Below are 21,382 nucleotides of genomic sequence, written 5' to 3'. Positions count from 1 at the left end.
TCATGCGTTCCATGGCGGCCAGTCAACGTTTCTTGTTTGTGGTGCTTTGTGTGCTGCTCCTAGCCTTTGCCGGTATTGGTACCATCCAGTACCGGCAATTTCAGGATCTGCAGCGCAGTACCAGCCAGGGCGAAGACAACGTGATGTGGAACTATTTCCAGCTCTATAACGAAGCGCTGCGTTTTCAAAGCTCGCTGCTCCATGAGTCGCAACCGACCTTCCAACTCAGATACGATATTCTGGTCAGCCGCATGGATCTGGTGCTGGAGAGCAAGGATCGCAGCCTGCTTCAGCAAACAGAGATCTACCAGCAGGCAAGCAAAGCCATTCGCTCCTACATCTCTCTGGCGGATATCTGGCTCGGACCGGAAACCACCAAGCCGCTGGACAATCTTGCCCATCAGGAGCTGCGCCAACAACTCGCCTCTCTGCTCCCCCTGCTCCATCAGCTGACCCTGGAGGTGAACCAGCAGGCGACCCTGTTTGATGTGGCGCGTCGCGACAGCGTGAGGGAGCAGATCATCACGACGACACTCATCGCGACCCTGCAATTTGCGCTGCTCTTTGTGCTCGCCCTGCTGATCTGGCGGCAAATGAATATCTCGTTTCTGCAACACAAACTGATGCAGCAGCTCAATGACAAACTGCTGCGGGCAAATCAGGCGGCAGAGGCAGGCACAAGAGCCAAAAGCAGCTTTTTGGCCAACATGAGCCATGAAATTCGCACCCCCATGAATGGCATTCTCGGCATGCTCTCACTGCTGGCCGACCGGGATATGGATCCGAGGGAGCGAGACTATCTGGAGACGGCGCGCGAATCGGCAAACCATCTGCTCGGTCTGCTCAACGACATTCTGGATGTATCCAAGCTGGAAGAGGGCAAGATCGAGCTGCAACTGGCCCCCCATCACTTGCCCCAGCTGCTGGAGGATATCCGTGCCCTGATGCAGAGCAACTGCGATGCAAAAGGGATCAAACTAACCCTGACTGTTGCCCCTGATACGCCGGAGTGGTTGATGATCGACCCGCTGAGAGTGCGCCAGATCCTCTTCAATCTGGTGAGCAATGCCATCAAGTTCACCCATCAGGGGGAAGTAAAGATCCATGTTGATAGCACCCTGTTGGAGCAGGATCGCCACTCGATACGCATCTCGATCCAGGACACCGGGATCGGCATGAGCAAAAGTCAGCTAAAGAACCTGTTTCAACGATTCGCCCAGGCGGATGTCTCGATCACCCGCCAATATGGCGGATCGGGCCTGGGACTTGAAATATCCCGTAATCTCGCACGCCTGATGGGCGGCGATATCTCGGTAGAGAGCAGCGAAGGGCATGGCAGTACCTTTACCTACATCTGGCCCGCCAGAGCCACGACCCCCTCGATTGTTTGCCTGCCGTCCAAACCGCTGGATCAGGAGAGTTATCGCATCTTGCTGGTTGATGACAATGCCACCAACCGCAAGGTGATCGGCGCCATGCTCGACTCCGTGGGCCATCAGGTCACACTGGCCGTTCAGGGAGAAGAGGCGCTGGAGAAACTGGGTCACACCGAATTTGATCTGGTGTTGATGGATGTCCAGATGCCAGTGATGGATGGCCTGGTGGCCACCACCCGGATCCGCACCTCCCAGATGCCTTGGGCAGATATCCCCATCATCGCCCTGACTGCTGATGCGATGCCGGAATCCAAGCAATACTATCTCTCCCATGGCATGAATGGATATATCACCAAGCCCATCAATAAAGAGACGCTACTGAGCGAGATAAACAGACATATTTCCCATGGTCGGCTCAAATACAACGCCACCCTGCGTGTCACCAAGCAATAACCCCCCCCCCTGATTCCGGGCTACTGATTGCTCATGTGGGGCAACATTGATCTCTGCAGGCAACTGAATGGGCTTGGGTCTGGAATGCACACAGGCAAGCCGCTTCGCAACAGCTGCACGGGCCGTCAGCTTGTCTCGGGTATGCAGGGATTTGTTGATCTCTTTGCGGCGACCACAGGGGAGCGTGGTGACGTTCCGGTAATACCAGATGCCGTGGGGACTGAGCCAGAGATTCATCGATGAGCGCCTCATCGTCGACACAAAGTGGATGACCAAGGGCTTTGGGAAGCTAACTTATTGAATTGCAGAAACAAGTGGTGGCCCTACCAGCCACATCCCGGCACTCGAGTCCCCCGCCTTGGCTGCTACCTTCCGGTCCTGACCAGGTCGACGGGTTATCAATGCGAGAGGACCAATAGGACCACCGGCGAGGAGAATAGGCAAACTGGGCGTTCAATGCAACGGCTTTCTACCCTCCAACAGATCGTTTGCCTTATTTTTCAACAATCTGCCGAATGAATCAGCTAAACAGCATAAATTTCGCCCCCACCAGCAGCATCAGCAGAGCAAATGCCTGCTTGAGGCGTCTTGGTGACAATCGGTGTGCCAGCTTGGCACCAAGGCGGGCAAACTGGGTACTGGTCAGCACAATGCCCAGCAGGGCGGGCAGATAGATGTAGCCCACACTCCACTCGGGCAGATCGGCATGACCCCAACCCGCATAGAGGTAGCTGAGGCTCCCCGCCAGCGCGATGGGCATGCTGCAAGCTGCAGAGGCCGCTACCGCATTGCGCATTGGCACCGAGTTCCAGCTCAGGTAAGGGACGGTGAGCGAGCCACCGCCAATGCCAAACAGCGCTGACATCCAGCCAATGATGGTACCGGCGATGCCTGTGCCGAACGCTCCTGGCAGGTGTCTTTCCGCCTTGGGCTTGAGGTTAAGCCCCATCTGCAGCGCCATAGTCCAGGCGAAGCAGCCGATAATGATATTGAGGGTGCCGGTACTGAGCAGATTGGCCGTCATACCACCGAGCCAGGCACCAACCAACATACCAGCCCCCAATCTGCGGATCATCACCCAGTCGACGGCGCCCGCTTCCTGGTGCGCTCTAAGCGAGCTGAATCCGGTAAAGATCATGGTGGGAAGGGAAGTGCCGAGGGCCAGATGGGTAATTATTTCAGGGTCGATACCCTGAGCGCGAAAGGTCATGACCAGCACGGGGACAATGATCAATCCACCGCCAATCCCGAACAGCCCCGCCAGCATGCCGGCAAAGGCGCCCAGCAGGAGGTAACCCATAAACAGCATAAAAATTCCTGTGTTAAACAAAAACTGGCCAACACGGCCGGGCAACAGTGGATATCTGCATGAAAAAAAAGAGATGGCGCGAGGGCCATCTCTTCATTGTGCCGGTTAGTGCAGTGGAATGGTACCGTCCATCACCTTGTAGAAGGCCAGCACGGCACAGCCGAGCAGGGCCGCCGTCATCCCCTGCTCCAATCGGTTAAGGCCGCGCAGACCGTGATGCTGACGCGCCTTCCAGTAGATGAAGATGCCCGGACTATAGAGCAGCGCCACCAGCAACAGGTACTCCACACCGGCAGCGTAGACCAGCCAGCAGCCGTAAACGGTCGCCACCAGGGCCAGCAGCAGGTCACGCTTGCGCTGATGAGGTTGACCCTGATAGGTCTCCCCTTTCAATGCCAGCTTCAGGCCATAGGCACCGGAGAAAACGTAGGGCACCAGCGCCGCCGAGGTGGCGATGTTGACCAGCGCCAGATAGGTGCTGCTCTGGAAGTAGATGATGATCAGGAAGATCTGCACCAGACAGGTGGAGCACCAGAGGGACACCTGCGGCGAGCCGTTTTTGTTCTCCTTGGCAAACCAGCCCGGGAAGACGCCGGTCTTGCCTGCGATATAGGGCACTTCAGCGGCCAGCACGGTCCAGCTGAGCAGAGCACCCATTACCGACACCACCAGACCGATGTTGATAAGCCAGGCGCCCCAGGGGCCGACTACGGCTTCAAGGATCATGGCGGTCGAAGGGTTCTTGAGCGCCGCCAGTTGCGGCTGGCTCATGACACCCAGCGAGAACAGGGTCACCATCACGTAGAGCGTCAGGGCGCCGAGCAGCGCCAGCACGGTGGCACGGCCCACATCCTTGCGATGACGGGCACGGGCAGAGACTACCACGGCCCCTTCAATCCCGATAAAGACCCAGAGGGTCACCTTCATGGTGGACTTGACCTGATCCATCACGGAGCCCAGCTCCATGTTGTTCTGGCCCCAGATATCCAGAGTGAAGGTATCCATGTTGAAGGCCAGCAGGATCGCAACACAGAAGACGATGAGCGGCACCATCTTGGCGATGGTGGTGACGATATTCACCAGCGCAGCGACCTGCACCCCGCGCAGCACCAGCGCATGCACCGACCAGATCAGGATGGAGGCCAACGTGATGGCGACCGGCGTATTGCCGTCACCGAAGATGACGTTGTCCGGCGTATCGAAGAAGTAGCTCAGGGCGCTGAACACTACGATGGCGTAAGAGACGTTGGCCAGCAGTTGGCAGAGCCAGTAACCCCAGGCAGCGTTGAAACCGATGAAATCGCCGAAACCGGCTTTGGCATAGCTGAAGATACCGCCATCGAGATCGGGGCGGCGCATGGAGAGGTTCTGATAGACCAGCGCGAGACAGATCATGCCAAGACCGGTGATGGCCCAACCCAGGGCGACCGCCCCGGCACTGGCATGCGCAGCAATGTTTTGTGGCAGACTGAAGACCCCGGCGCCGACCATGGAGCCGATCACCAGCGAAATGAGGGCGCCCAGCCCTAGTTTCTTGTCCATTTCAATCCTGTTTATTTAGGCGGCGGCAGAGCGTCCGTATTCATACTGCGCGCAATATGGGAGGGGCTGGGAATCCTGACCCCGTGAAAAAGGCGGCAACTATATTGCATGACTATTCCGACCGCAATCCCTCGTCCCGTCAATCATGCACCGCCTTGACCGCGCGCAATTTTACAGCACTGACCCATATGGCCTGTGAGCTGGCTCAAATTAACCAAGACCCATTGATATTTCTCATTTTTCTGCCAACACAACCTGACTCGCATGGTTCCTATGCATCGCCATTCAGGCGCTCTCTGTATAAATAATCTGCATAAAAAAGCCCCGGTGGAAACACCGGGGCCCATTATGTAAATCCCTATAAACGCAAACCGCCATCCAGTTCTACCATCCGCCCCGACAGATAGTCGTTGGCAAAAATAAAGCTCACCGTCTCGGCCAGCTGTTGCGCCTCGCCAAGGGTGCCGACCGGAATGGCCTGCTGCATCCGCGCCATCGCCTCCGGCTTCATCGCCGCCGTCATGTCGGTGGCAAACACCCCAGGGGCAATTCCCATGACCCGAATGCCATGGCGAGCCAGCTCCCGCGCCCAGGTCACCACCAGCGAGGCAACTCCCGCCTTGCTGGCGGCATAGTTGCTCTGGCCGATATTGCCGGCGCGAGCAATGGAGGATATGTTGATGATGACGCCCCCCTGCCCCCCTTGCGCCATCAGCGCCGCCCCCTCGCGACCGCAGAGGAAGGTACCGGTGAGGTTGACGTCAATCACGCTCTGCCACTGGGCCAGCGTCATCTTCTCCACCAGCTCACCCTCTTTCACCTTGATCAGCATGCCATCGCGCAAAATGCCGGCGCAGTTGATAAGACCGTGCAGCACGCCAAAACGCTCCTTGATGCCAGCAAAAACCGACTCAACCTCGGCTTCGCTCGCCACATTGCAGACAAACAGCTCGCACTGGCTATCTTGATCGCACTGATCATTCTGACTGCGCACCAGGGCGGCGGTCGCTTCCAGATCGGCGCGATTGATGTCGAGCAGTGCCAGCGTCGCCCCCTGTGCGCCCAGGGCCAACGCAATGGCCCGTCCCAAGCCACGTCCGGCGCCGGTAATAACGATGACCTTATCTTTGATATCCATCAATGCTCCTTGTAGCTGGTCGAAGGGAGATGCCTTGAAGAGAGGTGGCCCGTCAGGCGGGACCCTGTTTATCCAGATAGAGTTCGACGATGCTCGAGAAATCGCGACTCCCCTGCCCCTGGGCGGCATGCAGGTTGAACAGGTTGCGGGCCAGCGCCCCCATGGGCACAGCGCTGTGCCCATGCTCGGCCAGCGCCATGGCCAATCCCAAATCTTTCACCATCAAACGGGTCATAAAGCCCCCCTGATAGTTGCGAGCGGCAGGGACATTCTCCATCACCCCGGGCCAGGGGTTGTAGCGCTCCAGACTCCAGTTGTTGCCGGAGCTCTTGCCCATGATGGTGGAGAGCACGGCGGGATCCAGTCCCTCCTTCACCCCGAGGGCCAGCGCCTCGGCAGTGCCCGCCATATGGATCGCAAGCAGCATGTTGTTGCACATCTTGGCGATCTGCCCGGCACCCAGCGTCCCGGCGTGAAACAGGTTCTGCCCCATGCAGGCGAGCAGAGGTTTCGCCGACTCGAAATCTGCCGCGTCGCCGCCAACGATAAAGGTGAGCGTCCCAGCGGCCGCACCGACGACACCGCCCGATACAGGGGCATCGATAAAGCGCAAACCACGGGCGCGGGCTGCCTCCCCGACCTGACGGGCAGAGTCGACATCGATAGTGGAGCAGTCGATCACCAGTGCACCAACCGGCAGGGCTGCCAGCAGATCCTGCCCCTCAGACAACCAAAGGTCGCGCACATGCTCCCCCGCAGGTAGCATGCTGATCACCACCTCGCAGCCGGTCACCGCCTCTCGGGCATCCCCCGCTGCGATACAGCCAGCGGCGATGGCGCGCTCAATGTTTTGAGCAACCAGATCAAACACCTGCACCGTGTGCCCGGCCCTGGCCAGATTGGCCGCCATGGGCCCGCCCATGTTGCCGAGCCCGATAAATCCTATCCTTGTCATCCCGCTTGCTCCTTGCGTTGCTGATGGCGGCGTCCGACGGTTGCCAACCTGTTATTCCTTGCAGGCCAACGGATTGCTCCCCTGCGGCCAGCGATAAAACTCATCCAGCCACTCCCCCTCCGGTGGTAGCTGCTGCCAGCGGGGACCTTTATCCTTGTCGATCAGCAGTGCTCGCACCCCTTCCACAAAATCGCCCTTGAGCACGCAGTTGACCGAGAGGGTCAGCTCCTCGGCAAGTACCTCGGCCAGGGAGTAGCGGCGAGCCTGCCAATATTGGCGCCACAAAATGGCACGGCTGATGGGGCTGCCGGTGCGGCAGAGCTGCTGCGCCTGCTGGAGTACCGCCTCCTGTTCATCGAACTGAGCCTCGAACAACCGCGCCAATACCCCTTGCAGCGTGCGCCCCGCCAGCAGGGCATCGATCCTCTGTTGATGGGGCAGCAGCACAGGCGCTGGCAAGCGGGCCGCCACCTCACTGTGCAATTCCCTGAGCAACAGATCGATCTGCTCACGGGGATCACCACTGCCAGTCCAGTCGAGCACGGCGAAGCGTGACAACAGCGCACTGCGCTCGCCACTGGCGATTGCGTGATCCGCCAGCCCAAGACCGATGGCATCACTCCCGTTGAAGCGGGCGCCAGTCAGACCGAGCCAGAGCCCCAGCCGCCCCGGCATCCGGCTTAAAAACCAGCTTGCCCCCACGTCGGGGTAGAGGCCGATGGTCACCTCCGGCATGGCGAACAGGCCTCTTTCGGTCACCACCCGAAAATCAGCTCCGGCAAACAGGCCAATACCGCCCCCCATGCAGATACCGTCCGCCACGCAGATAAGGGGCTTGCGGTAAGAGTGGATGTGGTGGTCGAGCCGGTACTCCTGCTCGAAAAAGTCGCGGGCATACTCGAACAGTTCCTCCTCGCTCGCCTCCTGTTTGCGGTAATAGAAGGAGCGGATATCGCCACCGGCACAGAACGCCTTCTCACCCGCCCCCTGCAGCAGCACACAGACGATGGCGGGATCCTGCTCCCAACGGGTCAGCGTCTGTTGCAGGATCTGGATCATCGGCAGGCTCAATGCGTTGAGAGACGCAGGGCTGTCGAGGGTCAACACCCCGATCTGATGACCATCTTCGGTGGGATAACAGCTAACCTTGACCGACTCACTCATAAACGGCTCCGTATGGATTTATTCTGTTGGGCCATATTGCCAGCGCGGTAAGCGTTTCTCCAGAAAGGCGGCCACCCCTTCACGCTGATTGGCATCGCTAAAGAGATCGAGAAACAGCGACCGCTCACGAGGCAAGGCGGCATCCCGCGGGCCACTGCGGCCCTGATTGATCAGGGTTTTGCAGGCGCGCAGGGCACTCGGGCTCTGGCGCTCCACCAGATGGGCCATCTGGTGCGCGGCCTCCCATGCCTGACCGGTTTTCACCACCTCCTCCACCAGCCCCATCTCGTAGGCCAGCGAGGCACTCACCTTCTCACCGCAGAGGATCATCCGCTTGGCCCAGCCCGGCCCCACCAGTTCGGTCAAACGCTGGGTGCCACCGGCACAGGGAAGCAAGCCCACCGAGGCTTCCGGCAGTCCCAGCAACGCCTGCTGCTCGGCGATGCGGATATCACAGGCCAACGCCACTTCCAGGCCACCGCCCATGGCATAACCATTGATGGCGGCGATACTGACGCCATGAAAACGGGCCAGCGCCTCGAAGGCCTTGCCAAAGGCCTCGGCTACTTCGCGGGCCAGCTCGACATTCCCCTCGACAAACATATTGAGGTCGGCACCGGCGCAGAAAAATTTGTCGCCCGCACCACGGATCACCAGCGCCACCACATCGGGACGACTGTCGAGCTCCACCATCATCTGCAAAAAGGCCTGCAGGCTGGCGAGGGTCCAGGTGTTGGCAGGGGGATGGTCGAGAGTGATATAGGCCACGTGGCCATGATATTCGAGTCTGATCCTTGTCATAACATTGTCCTTGTCGATGAAGCTGCTGCCATGATGACAGGCTTGAATGACGCCAACCTGTGGCTGGCTCACAAAGCCGAAACCGGCATGGCATGGTGCAAATCGGGTGGCAGGCAACACACCCTTGATGCGACCACCGATTAGCCCAGCGACAAACCGGGATCGGCCAGCAGGCGGCGCGCGATGATGAGTCGCATCACCTCGTTGGTGCCCTCCAGAATGCGGTGTACCCGGGTATCGCGCAGGTAGCGCTCGAGCGGATACTCGCGGATATAACCATAGCCGCCAAAGAGTTGCAGAGCCTCATCACAGATTCGATAACCCACATCGGTGGCAAACCGTTTGGCCATGGCACACCAGGCACTCTTGTCGGGTGCCCCGCGATCCAGCTTGTCGGCGGCCTGACGTACCAGCAGGCGGGCGGCAGCCAGCTCTGTCGCCATATCGGCCAGGCGAAACTGCACGCTCTGGAATTCGCTGATCGGGTGACCAAATTGCTGGCGCTGCTGCACATAGGCCAGCGCATCGTCCAGCGCCTGCTGGGCTGTGCCCACCGAACAGGTGGCAATATTAATGCGCCCCCCATTGAGGGCCTGCATGGCGAACTTGAATCCTTCCCCCTCTTCGCCCAACCGATAACAGGCAGGAATGCAAACCCCGTTGAAAACAACCTCCCGGGTCGGCTGGCTGTTCCAGCCCATCTTCTCTTCTGCCTTGCCATAGCTCACGCCGGGGGCATTAGCCGGCACCATAAAGGCAGAGATCCCCTTCGCACCTTCACCACCGGTACGGGCCATCACCACCAGCACGTCAGTGCTGCCCGCTCCCGAGATAAAGACCTTGGTTCCCTCGATGAGGTAGCTATCACCCTCGCGAGTGGCTCGGGTCTTGAGCGCCGCCGCATCGGAACCCGCACCCGGCTCAGTCAGGCAATAGGAGCCCAGCAGCTCACCGCTGGCCAGTTTGGGCACCCACTCCTTGGCAACCTCGGTGGGCAGCCAGCTGCCCAGCATCCAGCTCACCATGTTGTGAATGGTCAGATACGCCGTGGTCGAGGTACAGCCCATGGCGAGGCGCTCGAAGATGAGACTCGAGTCAAGTCGCGGCAACCCCAATCCGCCAAACTGCTCCGGGGTATAGAGACCGCAAAACCCGAGCTCGGCCGCCTGCTTGATGGTCGGGATCGGAAACTCATGCTCCTTGTCCCAGCGCGCGGCATGGGGTTTGAGCGCCTCATCGGCAAAGGCGGCGGCCGCCTCCACATACGCCTGTTGATCATCGGTCAGGGTAAAATCCATCTTGTCGTTCGCTCCCTTGTTGCCCCGCGCTTCTTTTCCTGAGTTAGTGCTTTATGACGCGGCGCCCACACGCTGCGTCTGTCGGATCTGCCACTATGGCGCTGTTGTCGTGGCAGCTGATGACGCTCTCACTACCACCGCTTTATCAACACACAACAGATTAACAATTGATTTACGTTTACGCTAACGTAAACTTGTGGCAGAAGTGAAGTACAAAATGGACCGACCACTGCCAGCCGTAACGCCGAGTCAGCCGGTCGAACCAACCTTCCAAACCGACTGTCATATCCGCAAGGAGAGCATGGATGCAGATGGATGAGACCCTGAATGCCCTGACCGAACAGGTTGCGGCCTTCTGCCAGAAAGTGATCGCCCCGCGCGCCAGCGAGATCGATCAGAGCAACGCCTTTCCCCGTGATCTCTGGCCCCGGATGGGTGAACTGGGGCTGCACGGCATCACAGTGGCGGAGGAGTATGACGGGGTGAACCTCGGCTATCTGGCCCACGTGCTGGTGATGGAACAGGTAAGCCGCGCCAGCGCCTCGGTCGGCCTCTCCTACGGCGCCCACTCCAATCTCTGCATCAACCAGATCCACCGCCACGGTACGGCGGAGCAGAAAGCACGCTACCTCCCCCCGCTGGTGAGGGGCGAGCATGTGGGGGCGCTGGCCATGAGCGAGCCGGGAGCCGGGTCCGATGTGGTCAGCATGCGCCTGACCGCGGAGCGCGAGGGCGATCACTTCGTTCTCAACGGCAACAAGATGTGGATCACCAACGGCCCGGATGCCGACACCTTCGTCATCTATGCCAAGACAGATACCAGTGCGGACCCCAAAGGAATTTCTGCCTTTATCGTTGAAGCCGGCACTCCCGGTTTTTCTACCGCCCAGAAGCTCGACAAGCTGGGGATGCGCGGCTCCAGCACCTGCGAGCTGGTGTTCGACAACTGCCGAGTGCCGCAGGAAAACCTGCTGGGCCCTCTGCACGGCGGGGTCAAGGTGCTGATGAGCGGGCTCGATTACGAGCGGGTGGTGCTGGCTGCGGGCCCCCTTGGCATCATGCAGGCCTGCATGGATGTAGTGCTGCCCTATGTGCGTGAGCGTAAGCAGTTTGGTCAAGCCATCGGCGAGTTCCAGCTGGTGCAGGGCAAGCTCGCCGACATGTATACCCGCCTCGCCAGCAGCCGGGCGCTGGTCTACTCGGTGGCGAGCGCCTGCGATCAGGGTCGCACCAGCCGTAAAAATTGCGCCGCAGCCATCCTGTTTGCCGCCGAAAACGCCACCCAGATGGCCCTCGACGCTATCCAGCTGCTCGGCGGCAACGGTTACATCAACGAATACCCCACCGGCCGTCTGCTGCGGGACGCCAAACTCTACGAGATCGGAGCCGGCACCTCGGAGATCCGCCGCTGGCTCATTGGCCGCGAGCTGATGGGAGAAAATGCATGAGTCGTATCCACTCCCGCCTCGACACGGCGAGCCCGGAATATGCGGCCAATCGGGCCGCCATGCAGGGGCTGGTCGACGATCTCCACGCCCGCATTGCCGAGATTGCGCAAGGGGGCGGCGCGGCCAACAACGCCCGCCATCAGGCCCGTGGCAAGCTGCTGCCCCGCGAGCGCATCAATCAGCTGCTGGACCCGGGCTCCCCGTTTCTCGAACTGTCGGCGCTGGCTGGCTGGCAGGTCTATGACGAGCCGGTACCCGCCGCCGGTATCATCACCGGCATCGGCCGGGTCTCGGGCAGGCTCTGCATGCTGGTGGTGAACGACGCCACCGTGAAGGGTGGTACCTACTACCCGCTCACGGTGAAAAAACACCTGCGCGCCCAGACCATCGCCGAGCGGCTGCGCCTCCCCTGCCTCTATCTGGTGGATTCCGGCGGCGCCTTTCTGCCGATGCAGGACGAGGTGTTCCCCGACCGGGATCACTTTGGCCGCATCTTCTACAACCAGGCCCGCATGTCGGCCCAAAACATCCCTCAACTGGCGGTGGTGATGGGGCTCTGCACCGCAGGCGGCGCCTACGTGCCCGCCATGGCTGATGAATCCATCATGGTCAGGGAGCAGGCCACCATCTTTCTGGCGGGTCCGCCGCTGGTCAAGGCCGCCACCGGCGAGGAGATCAGCGCCGAGGCCCTCGGCGGCGCCGAGGTACACTGCGCCCACTCCGGCGTTGCTGATCATATGGCCCGTGACGATGCCCATGCGCTGGCTATCGCCCGCACGCTGGTTACTCATCTGGGTAACGAGCCGGTAGAGAGCAGCCCCGGCTACGAGCCCCCCAGCTACCCGATCGAGGAACTCTACGGTCTGGTGGGCACCAGCCTCAAACGCCCTTACGACGCCCGCGAACTGATCGCCCGACTGGTGGATAGCTCTGATTTTGACGAATTCAAGGCGCTGTTCGGCACCACACTGGTGACCGGCTTTGCCCGTATTTGCGGCATGGAAGTGGGGATCCTCGCCAACAACGGCGTGCTGCACAGCGACAGTGCCCAGAAGGGGGCCCACTTTATCCAACTCTGTAACCGGCGTGCCATCCCGCTGCTCTTTTTGCAGAACATCACCGGCTTTATGGTGGGGAGCAGCGCAGAAAAAGAGGGGATCGCCAAGCACGGCGCCAAGCTGGTCACCGCCGTGGCCTGCAGCCGGGTGCCCAAGATCACCCTGATCGTCGGCGGCAGCTTTGGTGCTGGCAACTACGGCATGTGCGGCCGCGCTTATGAGCCCGATTTTCTCTTTAGCTGGCCCAACAGCCGTATCTCTGTCATGGGGGGCGAACAAGCTGCCGGAGTGCTGGTACAGGTGCGTCGGGACAAGCTGGCTGCCGAGGGCAAAGAGTTGAGCGAGCAGGAAGCGGCCGCCATCCGAGCCCCGGTGATCGAGCAGTATGAGCGCCAGGGTCACCCCTACTACGCCAGCGCCCGCCTCTGGGATGATGGCGTCATCGACCCGGCCCAGAGCCGCACCGTGCTGGCGCTGGCGCTCGCCGCCTGTCAGGGTGCCCGCATTGAAACCGAGCAGTACGGCATCTTCCGGATGTAAGGAGCAAAACGATGTCAGATCCACTTACTTCCTCAGCACTTGGCTCTTCAACACAGGGCCCGTTTCGGCTGGAGCGGCACGGCCCACTGGCCGAGCTGGTGCTGTCGCGCCCGGCCCGCCACAACGCCTTTGATGCCGACCTGATGCTGGGGCTGCTCGACTGCCTCGATGATCTGGCCCATCTCCATGGTCATGATCTCGCCGAACGTCCTCACGCCCTGCTGCTGCGGGCCGAGGGCAAACACTTCTGCGCGGGCGCCGACCTCAACTGGATGCGTAATCTGGCCCACGCCGATTTCGAGCACAATCGCGAAGACGCCCGGGTACTGGCGCGGCTGATGCAGACCCTCGACGAGCTCCCCTTCCCTACGGTGGCGCTGGTGCAAGGGGCCGCCTATGGCGGGGCGCTGGGGCTGATCTGTGCCTGCGATCTGGTGCTGGTCAGCGACGATGCCCGCTTTTGCCTATCAGAGGTAAGCCTCGGGCTAGTGCCTGCGGTGATCAGCCCCTACGTGGTACGCGCCATGGGAATGCGTCAGGCGCGCCGCTACATGCTCACTGCCGAGCCGTTCGATGCCATCACCGCCTGTCGGCTCAATGTGGCACACCAACTCTGCCAACCGGATCAACTGCTGGCGGAGGGACGGGTGCAAGCCCTTCGTCTGTGCCGCAACGGGCCGGAAGCGATGAAAGAGACCAAACGGCTGCTGGCGGCGATAGAGGCCCATCCTTCCCGCCTGCACGAAGAGAAAACTGTTGAGACCATCGCCCGGGTTCGGGTGGGGCTCGAAGCCCAGGAGGGGATGCAGGCCTTCTTTGACAAACGCCCTCCCGCCTGGCGTCCCCGTTTCAAGGATGAGACATGACCCATCACACTCAAATTAAGCGCCTGCTGATTGCCAATCGCGGCGAAATCGCCGTGCGCATCATCAAGACGGCTAAACGCCTCGGCATCCACACCATCGCCCTCTACTCCGGTGCCGACGCCCACGCCATGCACACCCGTCTGGCCGATGAGGTCTGGCATCTGGGGCCCGCACCGGCCAGAGAGAGCTATCTCGACACCGGCAAGGTGCTGAAGATTGCCAAAGAGGCGCGCGCCGATGCCATCCATCCCGGTTACGGCTTTCTGTCGGAAAACAGCGATTTTGCCACCGCCTGCGAACAGCGCGGCCTGCGCTTTGTCGGCCCAAGCGGCGCCGCCATTCTCGCTATGGGCGATAAATCGGGCGCCAAGGCGCTGATGCAGGCTGCCGGTGTACCTGTGCTGCCCGGCTATCACGGCACGGATCAGCGGCCGGACTTTTTACGCGATCAAGCGAGCCAGATTGGCTTCCCGCTTCTTATCAAGGCCGCCAGCGGCGGCGGTGGCAAGGGGATGCGCCGGGTCGATCAGCTGGCCGACTTTGACGAGTCGCTGGCGGCAGTCAAACGGGAAGCCAAGGCCGCCTTTGGCGACGATCGGGTGCTGCTGGAGCGCTATCTGCCCCAGGCTCGCCATGTTGAGGTGCAGGTCTTTGCCGATAGCCTCGGCAACGCCATCTATCTGGGGGACAGGGACTGCTCCTTGCAACGACGCCATCAGAAGGTGATCGAAGAGGCGCCCGCCCCCGACATCCCTCCGGCTCTGCGCCGCGCCATGGGGGAGGCAGCCGTGGCCGCAGCCAAGGCCATCCACTATCAGGGGGCTGGCACCATCGAGTTCCTGCTCTGCAAGGATGAGTTCTTCTTTATGGAGATGAACACCCGGCTGCAGGTGGAGCATCCGGTCACCGAAGCGGTGACCGGGCAGGATCTGGTGGCTTGGCAACTGGCCGTGGCCGAGGGCAAGCCACTGCCACTCACCCAGGATGAGGTGGTGCTGCGCGGCCATGCGGTGGAGGCGCGCCTCTACGCCGAGGATGTGGCGGCCGGTTTTTTGCCTGCCAGCGGGCCTATCCACTGGCTCCACTGGCCCGTTGGCGTGCGCATCGACACTGGCGTCACCGCTGGCGATGAGGTGAGCCCCTATTACGATCCCATGATCGCCAAGCTGATCGCCCACGGCCAGAGCCGCACCGAGGCGTTCGCCAAACTTGCCGATGCGCTGGCTGCGCTGGATCTCGGCCCGCTGGTGCACAACGGCGCGCTCTTGCTACGCCTTTGTGAAGAGCCTGACGTCTTGGCCATGGGCCACCATACCCAGTGGCCCATCCCCACCACAGCGCAGCCCATTCCTGAACTCGCCTGGCCGCTGGCCACCCTCTGGCTGGCGAGCCGCCCTGCGGGTCACTCCCCCTGGCAGCAAGCCTGCGGATTTCGGCTGGGACCGGATCGCTGCTGGACGGCGGCGGTACGCATCGGTGATGAGCGCCGGGTATTGACCCTTCACGATCATGGCGGCCAGTTTGAGTGGCAAGGGGAAACCCGTTGCTACCAGAGAGGTGATGATCATATCTGGCTGCAGCAGGGTGACTGCTGGCAACAGATCCCCATTCAGACGGTCGCAGGCTCGGAGGCAGCCTTCATCATGACCCTGGGGGGCCAGCGCATCCGCTTCGCGGCCGATGATCGGCAGCACAGCCACCACCATGAGCAGGCAAACGAGAAGGCGCAGGGAGCCATCGCGCCCATGCACGGCATAGTGGTAGCCGTGCTGATCGAGCAGGGGCAAACAGTCAGCAAGGGGCAACCCCTGCTGGTGCTGGAGGCGATGAAGATGGAACACCAGTTGCGTGCAGAGCGGGACGGGGTAATTGAAGCCCTGCAGTGCAAACAGGGCGAGCAGGTAAGCCAGGGAACTGTGCTGGTGCGCTTTGCCGAAGAGATAGCTTCACAGGAGGATCACCCATGAACCGATCACAGGACGTCCGTGACGACAGGGTCAGTTTGGTGGAGATGGGGCCGCGAGATGGCCTGCAAAATGAAGCTGCGCCCCTCTCCCTGGTACAGCGGCTGGAGCTGATCCAGCGCCTTACCGACAGCGGCCTGCAACGCATCGAGGTGGGTGCCTTTGTCTCTGCCAAAAAAGTGCCGCAGATGGCGGACTCCGCAGCGCTGTTCGAGGCACTGCCGCGCAAGGGCTCAACCCGTTACGGCGCTCTGGTGCCCAATCTGCAAGGCTTGCAGGCAGCCATTGCCGCCCGCGCCGATGAGATTGGCCTCTTCACCGCCTGCTCCGACGGTTTTACCCGCGCCAATATCGGCATCAGCGTGGAGGAGTCGCTGGTGCGCTTCGCCCCGCTGGTGCAGGAGGCGCGCCGCCTCGGCATCAAGGTGCGCGGCTACCTCTCCACCGTCATCGCCTGCCCGTTCGATGGCCCGACCCGGCCGAAACGGGTCGCAGCCATGGCCGAGCAACTGCTGGATCTCGGTTGCCACGAAATTTCGCTGGGGGACACCATAGGCGTCGGCACTCCGGGCACCGTGGCCCCCATGCTGGATGCGGTGCTGCACGAGATCCCGGCGGGGCGACTCGCGGTCCATTTTCACGACACCTACGGCCAGGGGTTGGCCAACCTGCTACCCGCGCTGGAGCGCGGCATTCGCACCATCGACTGCTCGGTGGCGGGGCTTGGCGGCTGCCCCTATGCGCCGGGCGCTTCCGGTAATGTGGCGTCAGAAGAGGTGGTCTACCTGCTGCACGGCCTTGGCATGACGACGGGGGTGGACCTCGACACACTGGCGGCCACCGGCCAGTGGGTCAGCGAGCAGCTCGCTCGCCCCAACGGCTCGCGGGTCGGTCAGGCCCTGCACGCCAATGCCGAGCGGCTGCGTGCCCGCCTCTGCCAGCCACACGCCCAGCAACAGGAGTCATGACCATGTCCCGTTCCCTGCCCAGCAAGGAGATCACCTACAGCATCTCGGAGCTGGCCCACGAATTCGATGTCACGCCACGCACCATCCGCTACTACGAGGATGAGGGGCTGCTCACCCCGCTGCGGGAGGGGCAAACCCGCATCTACAGCCATCGGGACAAGATCCGGCTCAAGTTGACCCTGCGCGGCAAACGGCTGGGGTTTAGCCTGGCCGAGATCCGCGAGCTGTTCGATATGTACGACACCGACAAATCGAGCAAAAACCAGCTCAACTCCATGATCAGCCTGATCGAAAGCAAGCGCAGTGCCCTGCACCAGCAACTGGAGGATATCCAGATGGTGATGGCCGAACTGGAAGCCGCCGAACAGCGCTGTGTTAATTCCCTTAACAGCTTGAAAACTGGCGCAGATTAACCGAATCTGGGAGCAAGCTATTGCCCTGGGGATCCCATGAGATATTGGTGCTGGTTTTTGCTCTTGTTCAGCCTCTCTGGCTGGAGCCATCCCCTCATCAAGGTTGGCGGATACCCCTATGCCCCCTTTGTGGTCAAACTCCCCGATTCCCGCTATGAAGGGCTAACGCTGGACCTCATCGCCAAACTCAACGAGATCCAGCAAGAGGTAAGATTCGTGTTTGTTCCCACCTCGGCCGCCAACCGTTACAAGGCGCTCGATCTGGGCCGTTTCTCGCTGATGCTGTTTGAAGACACCAAATGGGGCTGGGACACCGATAAATTCAAGATGACAGCCCCCTTCCTCGGTGGTGGCGAGGTCTATGTGGCCCTGAACAAAGCGGGCCGGGATCAGCGCTTTTTCGATGACCCCTCTCGGCATCATCTTATCGGGGTGACCGGCTACCACTACGGCGTGGGCCAGTTCAATGCCGATCCCGTCTACCTGCAGCGCAAGCTCAATATCACCCTGGTCAAAGACAACGTCAGCGCCCTGCAAGCGCTACTCAAAGGGCGCGGCGAGGTAGCCATTATCAACGTCTCATACCTTAACCAGTATCTGCTGGCCCACCCCGACACAGCCGATCAGATGCTGATCTCGCAGAAATGGGATCAACGATATCAACACCGCGCCATCCTTCACCCTGAGGCCCCCATTACCCCTGCCCAGCTGGAACAGTGGCTGGCAGCGCTGCAACAAAAGGGTGAACTGGATCGCCTTTGGACAAAGTACGGCGTACAACAGCACGCAACCCCATGATTACTATCCAGCTTTTCTGTACCATGGCGGGAATCAAATGGGAGTGCACCAAATGAACACCACCGAGCCCGCGTCCCCCAAGCTCCGCTTGCTGCGCTACCTTGCCTACGCTTTCCTGCTGTTTCTTATCCTGATCACTCTGCTGCTGTGGCAAACCCCCCGTCTGATCCAACGCTATCTGCCCGGCTGGCTGGCCGAGCACTATGGCCTGCAACTGACGCTGGGGGAGATTGACGTAGGAGTGCGCAACCCTTCTCTCACCCTCGGCGCGACCGCCCTGCTCGATGCCAAGCAGCAGCCCATCATCGGTTTTGAGCAGCTCTTTATCACCCCAAACCTGCAAGCCAGCTGGCAGCAGAAAGGGGTCGTGCTTTCCACCGTCACCCTGATCAAACCCGTGGTGCAGCTGCAACGGCTGGCAGACAAAAAGGGGGATGTTCGACTCAATCTGACCGATGCGCTGACAACCCTGCTCGCCCCTGCGCCCGCCCCCGAGCCCGAGCCCGAGCCCGAGGCAGCCAGCGCCCCGCTACTGGTCGACATTGCCAGTATCGCGGTCACTGACGGTGATGTGCGCTATCAGGATCAGCGCAAGGAGAGCGAACCCGGCTGGTTGCCGCCCCTCAATCTGGAAAAAGTGACCCTCAAGCTCGATAACCTGCGCACCGAGGCAAATCACCCGACCGCCTATCAGCTGAGCGCCGCCATCAACGGCAAAAGCAGCCTCGCCGCTCACGGCAAACTCGATGTGATGAGCGGCATGGGTCAGGGCAAGGTGAGCCTCAAGCAGGTCGAGCTGAAACCCTTCGCGCCGCTCTGGGCACCCTATCTCAAGCTGGATCTGGCCAAGGGCCACGCCAATGCAGAGGTGGAGTACCAGCTTAAAGAAGGCAAGCAAGGGGTGCTGTGGCAATTGTCCAAAGGCAAGCTGACCCTGGACAACTGGCAGCTTAAAAAACACAAGGGCGACGAATTTGCCCGCTTCGGCCAACTGGCCCTTAGCGATTTGGCTGTCGATGGCCAGAAACAGTCGCTCCAGATCGGCAAGGTGACCCTGCAACAGCCCCTGCTCAAGGCCACCCTCAACCCACAGCAGGAGCTTGATCTGGCTGACTTGCTGATTGAACAGGCCCCCGCCAAGCCCGTCAAAGGGGCCCACGCCGCAAACGAGGTGGCCAACAATGCGGCGCCCAAATCGGCACAGCAAGCAAAGGCAGCCGGTAACGGCAAGAAGCACGGGGCAGACAAACCCTGGCAGTGGCAGATCAAGCAGATCCTTATCGAAAAGGGCGATCTCACCCTCACCGAATCGAGCAGCGGCAAACCGCAGGCACGCCAGCTCTCCGGCCTCAAGCTGGCGCTGGGGCCACTGGGCAGCAAAGGGGAGCAACCGAGCAAACTGACTCTGGCCACCCAGTTCAACCAGAGCAGCCCCCTCGCCTTTGATGGCCAACTGACCCTGACTCCTTTCACCTTAAGCGGCGACATCAACCAGCAGGGGCTGCCCCTGACGCTGGCACAGCCCTATCTGGCCGATCTGGTGCGTATCAAGGTGCAAAACGGGCTGCTGAGCAGCAAGACCAGACTTGATCTCGCCACCACCGCCCAAGGAGATCTCAGCAAGCTGACCCTGCAAGGGGGGCTCGATATCAACGGGCTCAAAGTAGTCGATCGGGCAGACAATCAGCGGCTGCTGGAGTTCAACACCCTGGCACTCACCGGTCTGACGTATGACGGCATCAGCCAGCAGATGCGGATCAAGGACATTGCTCTGAACAAGCCCTTCGCCCGCATCGAGATCAACGAAGATGGCACCACCAACCTGCAACAACTGCTGTTACCGCAGCCAGCGGCAGCCAAAAGTACTCAAGCGGCGGCCGGCAGCAAGACTCCCGACTTTCGTTTCACCATCGACCAGCTGCGCACCGAGCAGGGCAACCTTCGCTTTGCTGATCGCAGTCTGAGTCAGGATTTTGTGGCCGATATCGCCTCACTGGGCGGCCAGAGTCGCCATATCAGCAATATTCCGGGGCAACATTCCGATCTTGCCTTCAACGGCAAGGTGGATCGCTATGCGCCGGTGACTATTCGCGGCGGTACCAACCTGCTGGTCGCCAACCCGATCCTCGACATCGCGGTCGCCTTCCACAATCTGGAGCTCACCACCTTCACCCCCTACTCGGGCACCTATGCCGGTTATGCCATCGACAAGGGGCAGCTCTCCATGAAACTGCACTACAAGCTGGAGGGCAACCGGCTGGAGGGAGATAACGACATCACCATCAAGAAGCTGCAACTGGGCGAGAAGATAAAGAGCGATCAGGCCAAGGATCTGCCGCTGGGGCTGGCCATCGCCCTGCTGAGCGATGCCAACGGGGTGATACAGATGAACCTCAAGGTGAAGGGCGATCTCGATCAACCGGACTTCAGCATCGGCAATATCTTCTGGGATGTGCTGGGCAACACACTGAGCAAGGCGATCACCTCCCCCTTCTCCCTGCTCGCCTCGCTGGCCGATGGCACCGAAGATCTCGACGAACTTCCCTTCCTGCCGGGGGATCCCGATCTCACCCCCACCCAGCAGGAGAAACTGGTCAAGCTGGCGCAGGCCCTCAAGGATAGACCCAAGCTCAGCATGAACATTCGCGGCAAGGTCAACTTCAACGAGGAGCGCCCCATCCTGCAACGACAAAAGCTGGAACGGGTACTGGCCAAGCTCACCGGCAATCAGGCGGATCTCGACCTGCTGGAACAGGACCCCGCCCTGCAAGAGGCGCTGGCCCAGGCCTATGAAGAGCGCTTTGGCGAAGATCTGGAAGATCTGGCGGACCGCCTCCATCTGGATGAAGAGAGCACGGCACTGCGAGCCCAGGCGGTGATCCTGCTGCGGGATCAGCAGCTCATCACCGCCAAATCCCTGCGCAATCTCGCCATGCGCCGGGCGCAAAATACCAAGGAGTTTCTGGTCGACAGCCAGGGGATCGCCCCGGAGCGGCTGTTCGTGCTCGACAGCCAGGTCAAGGAAGAGGACAAGGAAGCCAAAGTGATCCTGACACTGGATCAGTGACGCCGCCGCACTTCGTAAAAAGCGTAATAAAAATACAACCCCTCAACTATTTTGACACCTTTTGCTCACCAAACAGCCTGCCTTGGTGAGCATTTGGCCTCTGATGCAAATAATCACGTAGTTTTTTTACGATTTATCCCCATTGCCCCCTTGCGGGCGCGCCACAGCCTGCCTAAAATCGCGCGTCTTTTGTTAACCCCCACCTCTATTTTTGGAGAACGCCA

The 21,382-nt window shown here is 60.7% G+C and carries 16 protein-coding genes and 1 other RNA gene; 9 read left to right on the top strand and 8 right to left on the bottom strand.

Annotated elements, in window-relative coordinates:
• The first annotated feature begins 2 nt into the window (after positions 1 to 2).
• Positions 3 to 1,829: an ATP-binding protein gene (locus OKB77_RS06550; protein ID WP_333563153.1), complete on the top strand. Its 1,827-nt coding sequence runs from the start codon at positions 3 to 5 to the stop codon at positions 1,827 to 1,829.
• A gap of 321 nt (positions 1,830 to 2,150) precedes the next feature.
• Here OKB77_RS06550 and ffs read toward each other — a convergent pair.
• From ffs to OKB77_RS06510, 8 genes are all read right to left on the bottom strand, one after another.
• An RNA gene (ffs, locus tag OKB77_RS06545) (signal recognition particle sRNA small type) lies at positions 2,151 to 2,247 on the bottom strand.
• A gap of 102 nt (positions 2,248 to 2,349) precedes the next feature.
• The gene (locus tag OKB77_RS06540; RefSeq protein WP_270817185.1) at positions 2,350 to 3,138 is read right to left on the bottom strand and encodes a sulfite exporter TauE/SafE family protein; all 789 of its coding nucleotides are present in this window, start codon (positions 3,136 to 3,138) and stop codon (positions 2,350 to 2,352) included.
• A gap of 105 nt (positions 3,139 to 3,243) precedes the next feature.
• Entirely contained in the window at positions 3,244 to 4,680 is a 1,437-nt protein-coding gene (arcD, locus tag OKB77_RS06535) for an arginine-ornithine antiporter (RefSeq protein ID WP_005336921.1), read from the bottom strand.
• Positions 4,681 to 5,038: 358 nt separating this feature from the next.
• Complete coding sequence (locus OKB77_RS06530; protein WP_139429631.1) at positions 5,039 to 5,818, bottom strand: SDR family oxidoreductase; 780 nt, start codon at positions 5,816 to 5,818, stop codon at positions 5,039 to 5,041.
• A 52-nt stretch (positions 5,819 to 5,870) separates the two neighbouring features.
• A complete protein-coding gene (mmsB, locus tag OKB77_RS06525) occupies positions 5,871 to 6,773 on the bottom strand; it encodes a 3-hydroxyisobutyrate dehydrogenase (RefSeq protein ID WP_270817184.1) in 903 nt (300 codons plus the stop codon).
• Positions 6,774 to 6,824: 51 nt separating this feature from the next.
• Positions 6,825 to 7,937: an enoyl-CoA hydratase/isomerase family protein gene (locus OKB77_RS06520; protein WP_270817183.1), complete on the bottom strand. Its 1,113-nt coding sequence runs from the start codon at positions 7,935 to 7,937 to the stop codon at positions 6,825 to 6,827.
• Between the two features lie 18 nt (positions 7,938 to 7,955).
• A complete protein-coding gene (locus tag OKB77_RS06515) occupies positions 7,956 to 8,738 on the bottom strand; it encodes an enoyl-CoA hydratase (RefSeq protein WP_100647261.1) in 783 nt (260 codons plus the stop codon).
• 140 nt (positions 8,739 to 8,878) lie between these two features.
• Complete coding sequence (locus OKB77_RS06510; RefSeq protein WP_270817182.1) at positions 8,879 to 10,036, bottom strand: acyl-CoA dehydrogenase family protein; 1,158 nt, start codon at positions 10,034 to 10,036, stop codon at positions 8,879 to 8,881.
• A gap of 305 nt (positions 10,037 to 10,341) precedes the next feature.
• Here OKB77_RS06510 and OKB77_RS06505 point away from each other — a divergent pair, with 305 nt between their 5' ends.
• The 8 genes from OKB77_RS06505 to OKB77_RS06470 are packed head-to-tail and all read left to right on the top strand — an operon-like array spanning position 10,342 to position 21,158.
• A complete protein-coding gene (locus OKB77_RS06505) occupies positions 10,342 to 11,484 on the top strand; it encodes an isovaleryl-CoA dehydrogenase (RefSeq protein ID WP_270817181.1) in 1,143 nt (380 codons plus the stop codon).
• The gene (locus OKB77_RS06500; protein WP_270817180.1) at positions 11,481 to 13,082 is read left to right on the top strand and encodes a carboxyl transferase domain-containing protein; all 1,602 of its coding nucleotides are present in this window, start codon (positions 11,481 to 11,483) and stop codon (positions 13,080 to 13,082) included. Before OKB77_RS06505 ends, OKB77_RS06500 begins: the two co-directional genes overlap by 4 nt.
• Positions 13,083 to 13,093: 11 nt before the next feature.
• Positions 13,094 to 13,948 carry an enoyl-CoA hydratase-related protein gene (locus OKB77_RS06495; RefSeq protein WP_270817179.1) on the top strand — a complete coding sequence of 285 codons (855 nt, stop codon included), beginning with the start codon at positions 13,094 to 13,096 and terminating at the stop codon, positions 13,946 to 13,948.
• Positions 13,945 to 15,915, top strand: coding sequence for an acetyl/propionyl/methylcrotonyl-CoA carboxylase subunit alpha (locus OKB77_RS06490; protein ID WP_270817178.1), 1,971 nt, complete (start codon positions 13,945 to 13,947; stop codon positions 15,913 to 15,915). Before OKB77_RS06495 ends, OKB77_RS06490 begins: the two co-directional genes overlap by 4 nt.
• On the top strand, positions 15,912 to 16,880 hold the full coding sequence (locus OKB77_RS06485; RefSeq protein ID WP_270817177.1) for a hydroxymethylglutaryl-CoA lyase: 969 nt from the start codon (positions 15,912 to 15,914) through the stop codon (positions 16,878 to 16,880). The genes OKB77_RS06490 and OKB77_RS06485 overlap by 4 nt, the downstream gene beginning before the upstream one ends.
• A 2-nt stretch (positions 16,881 to 16,882) precedes the next feature.
• Entirely contained in the window at positions 16,883 to 17,293 is a 411-nt protein-coding gene (locus OKB77_RS06480) for a MerR family transcriptional regulator (protein WP_270817176.1), read from the top strand.
• A 36-nt stretch (positions 17,294 to 17,329) separates the two neighbouring features.
• The gene (locus OKB77_RS06475; RefSeq protein ID WP_270817175.1) at positions 17,330 to 18,091 is read left to right on the top strand and encodes a substrate-binding periplasmic protein; all 762 of its coding nucleotides are present in this window, start codon (positions 17,330 to 17,332) and stop codon (positions 18,089 to 18,091) included.
• Between the two features lie 52 nt (positions 18,092 to 18,143).
• Complete coding sequence (locus OKB77_RS06470) at positions 18,144 to 21,158, top strand: DUF748 domain-containing protein (RefSeq protein ID WP_270817173.1); 3,015 nt, start codon at positions 18,144 to 18,146, stop codon at positions 21,156 to 21,158.
• Positions 21,159 to 21,382: the final 224 nt, after the last annotated feature.

It is taken from the genome of Aeromonas sp. Y318-3, assembly GCF_027706185.1.
Lineage (GTDB): Bacteria > Pseudomonadota > Gammaproteobacteria > Enterobacterales > Aeromonadaceae > Aeromonas > Aeromonas veronii.
This window is presented reverse-complemented; position numbering and strand designations above follow the sequence as displayed.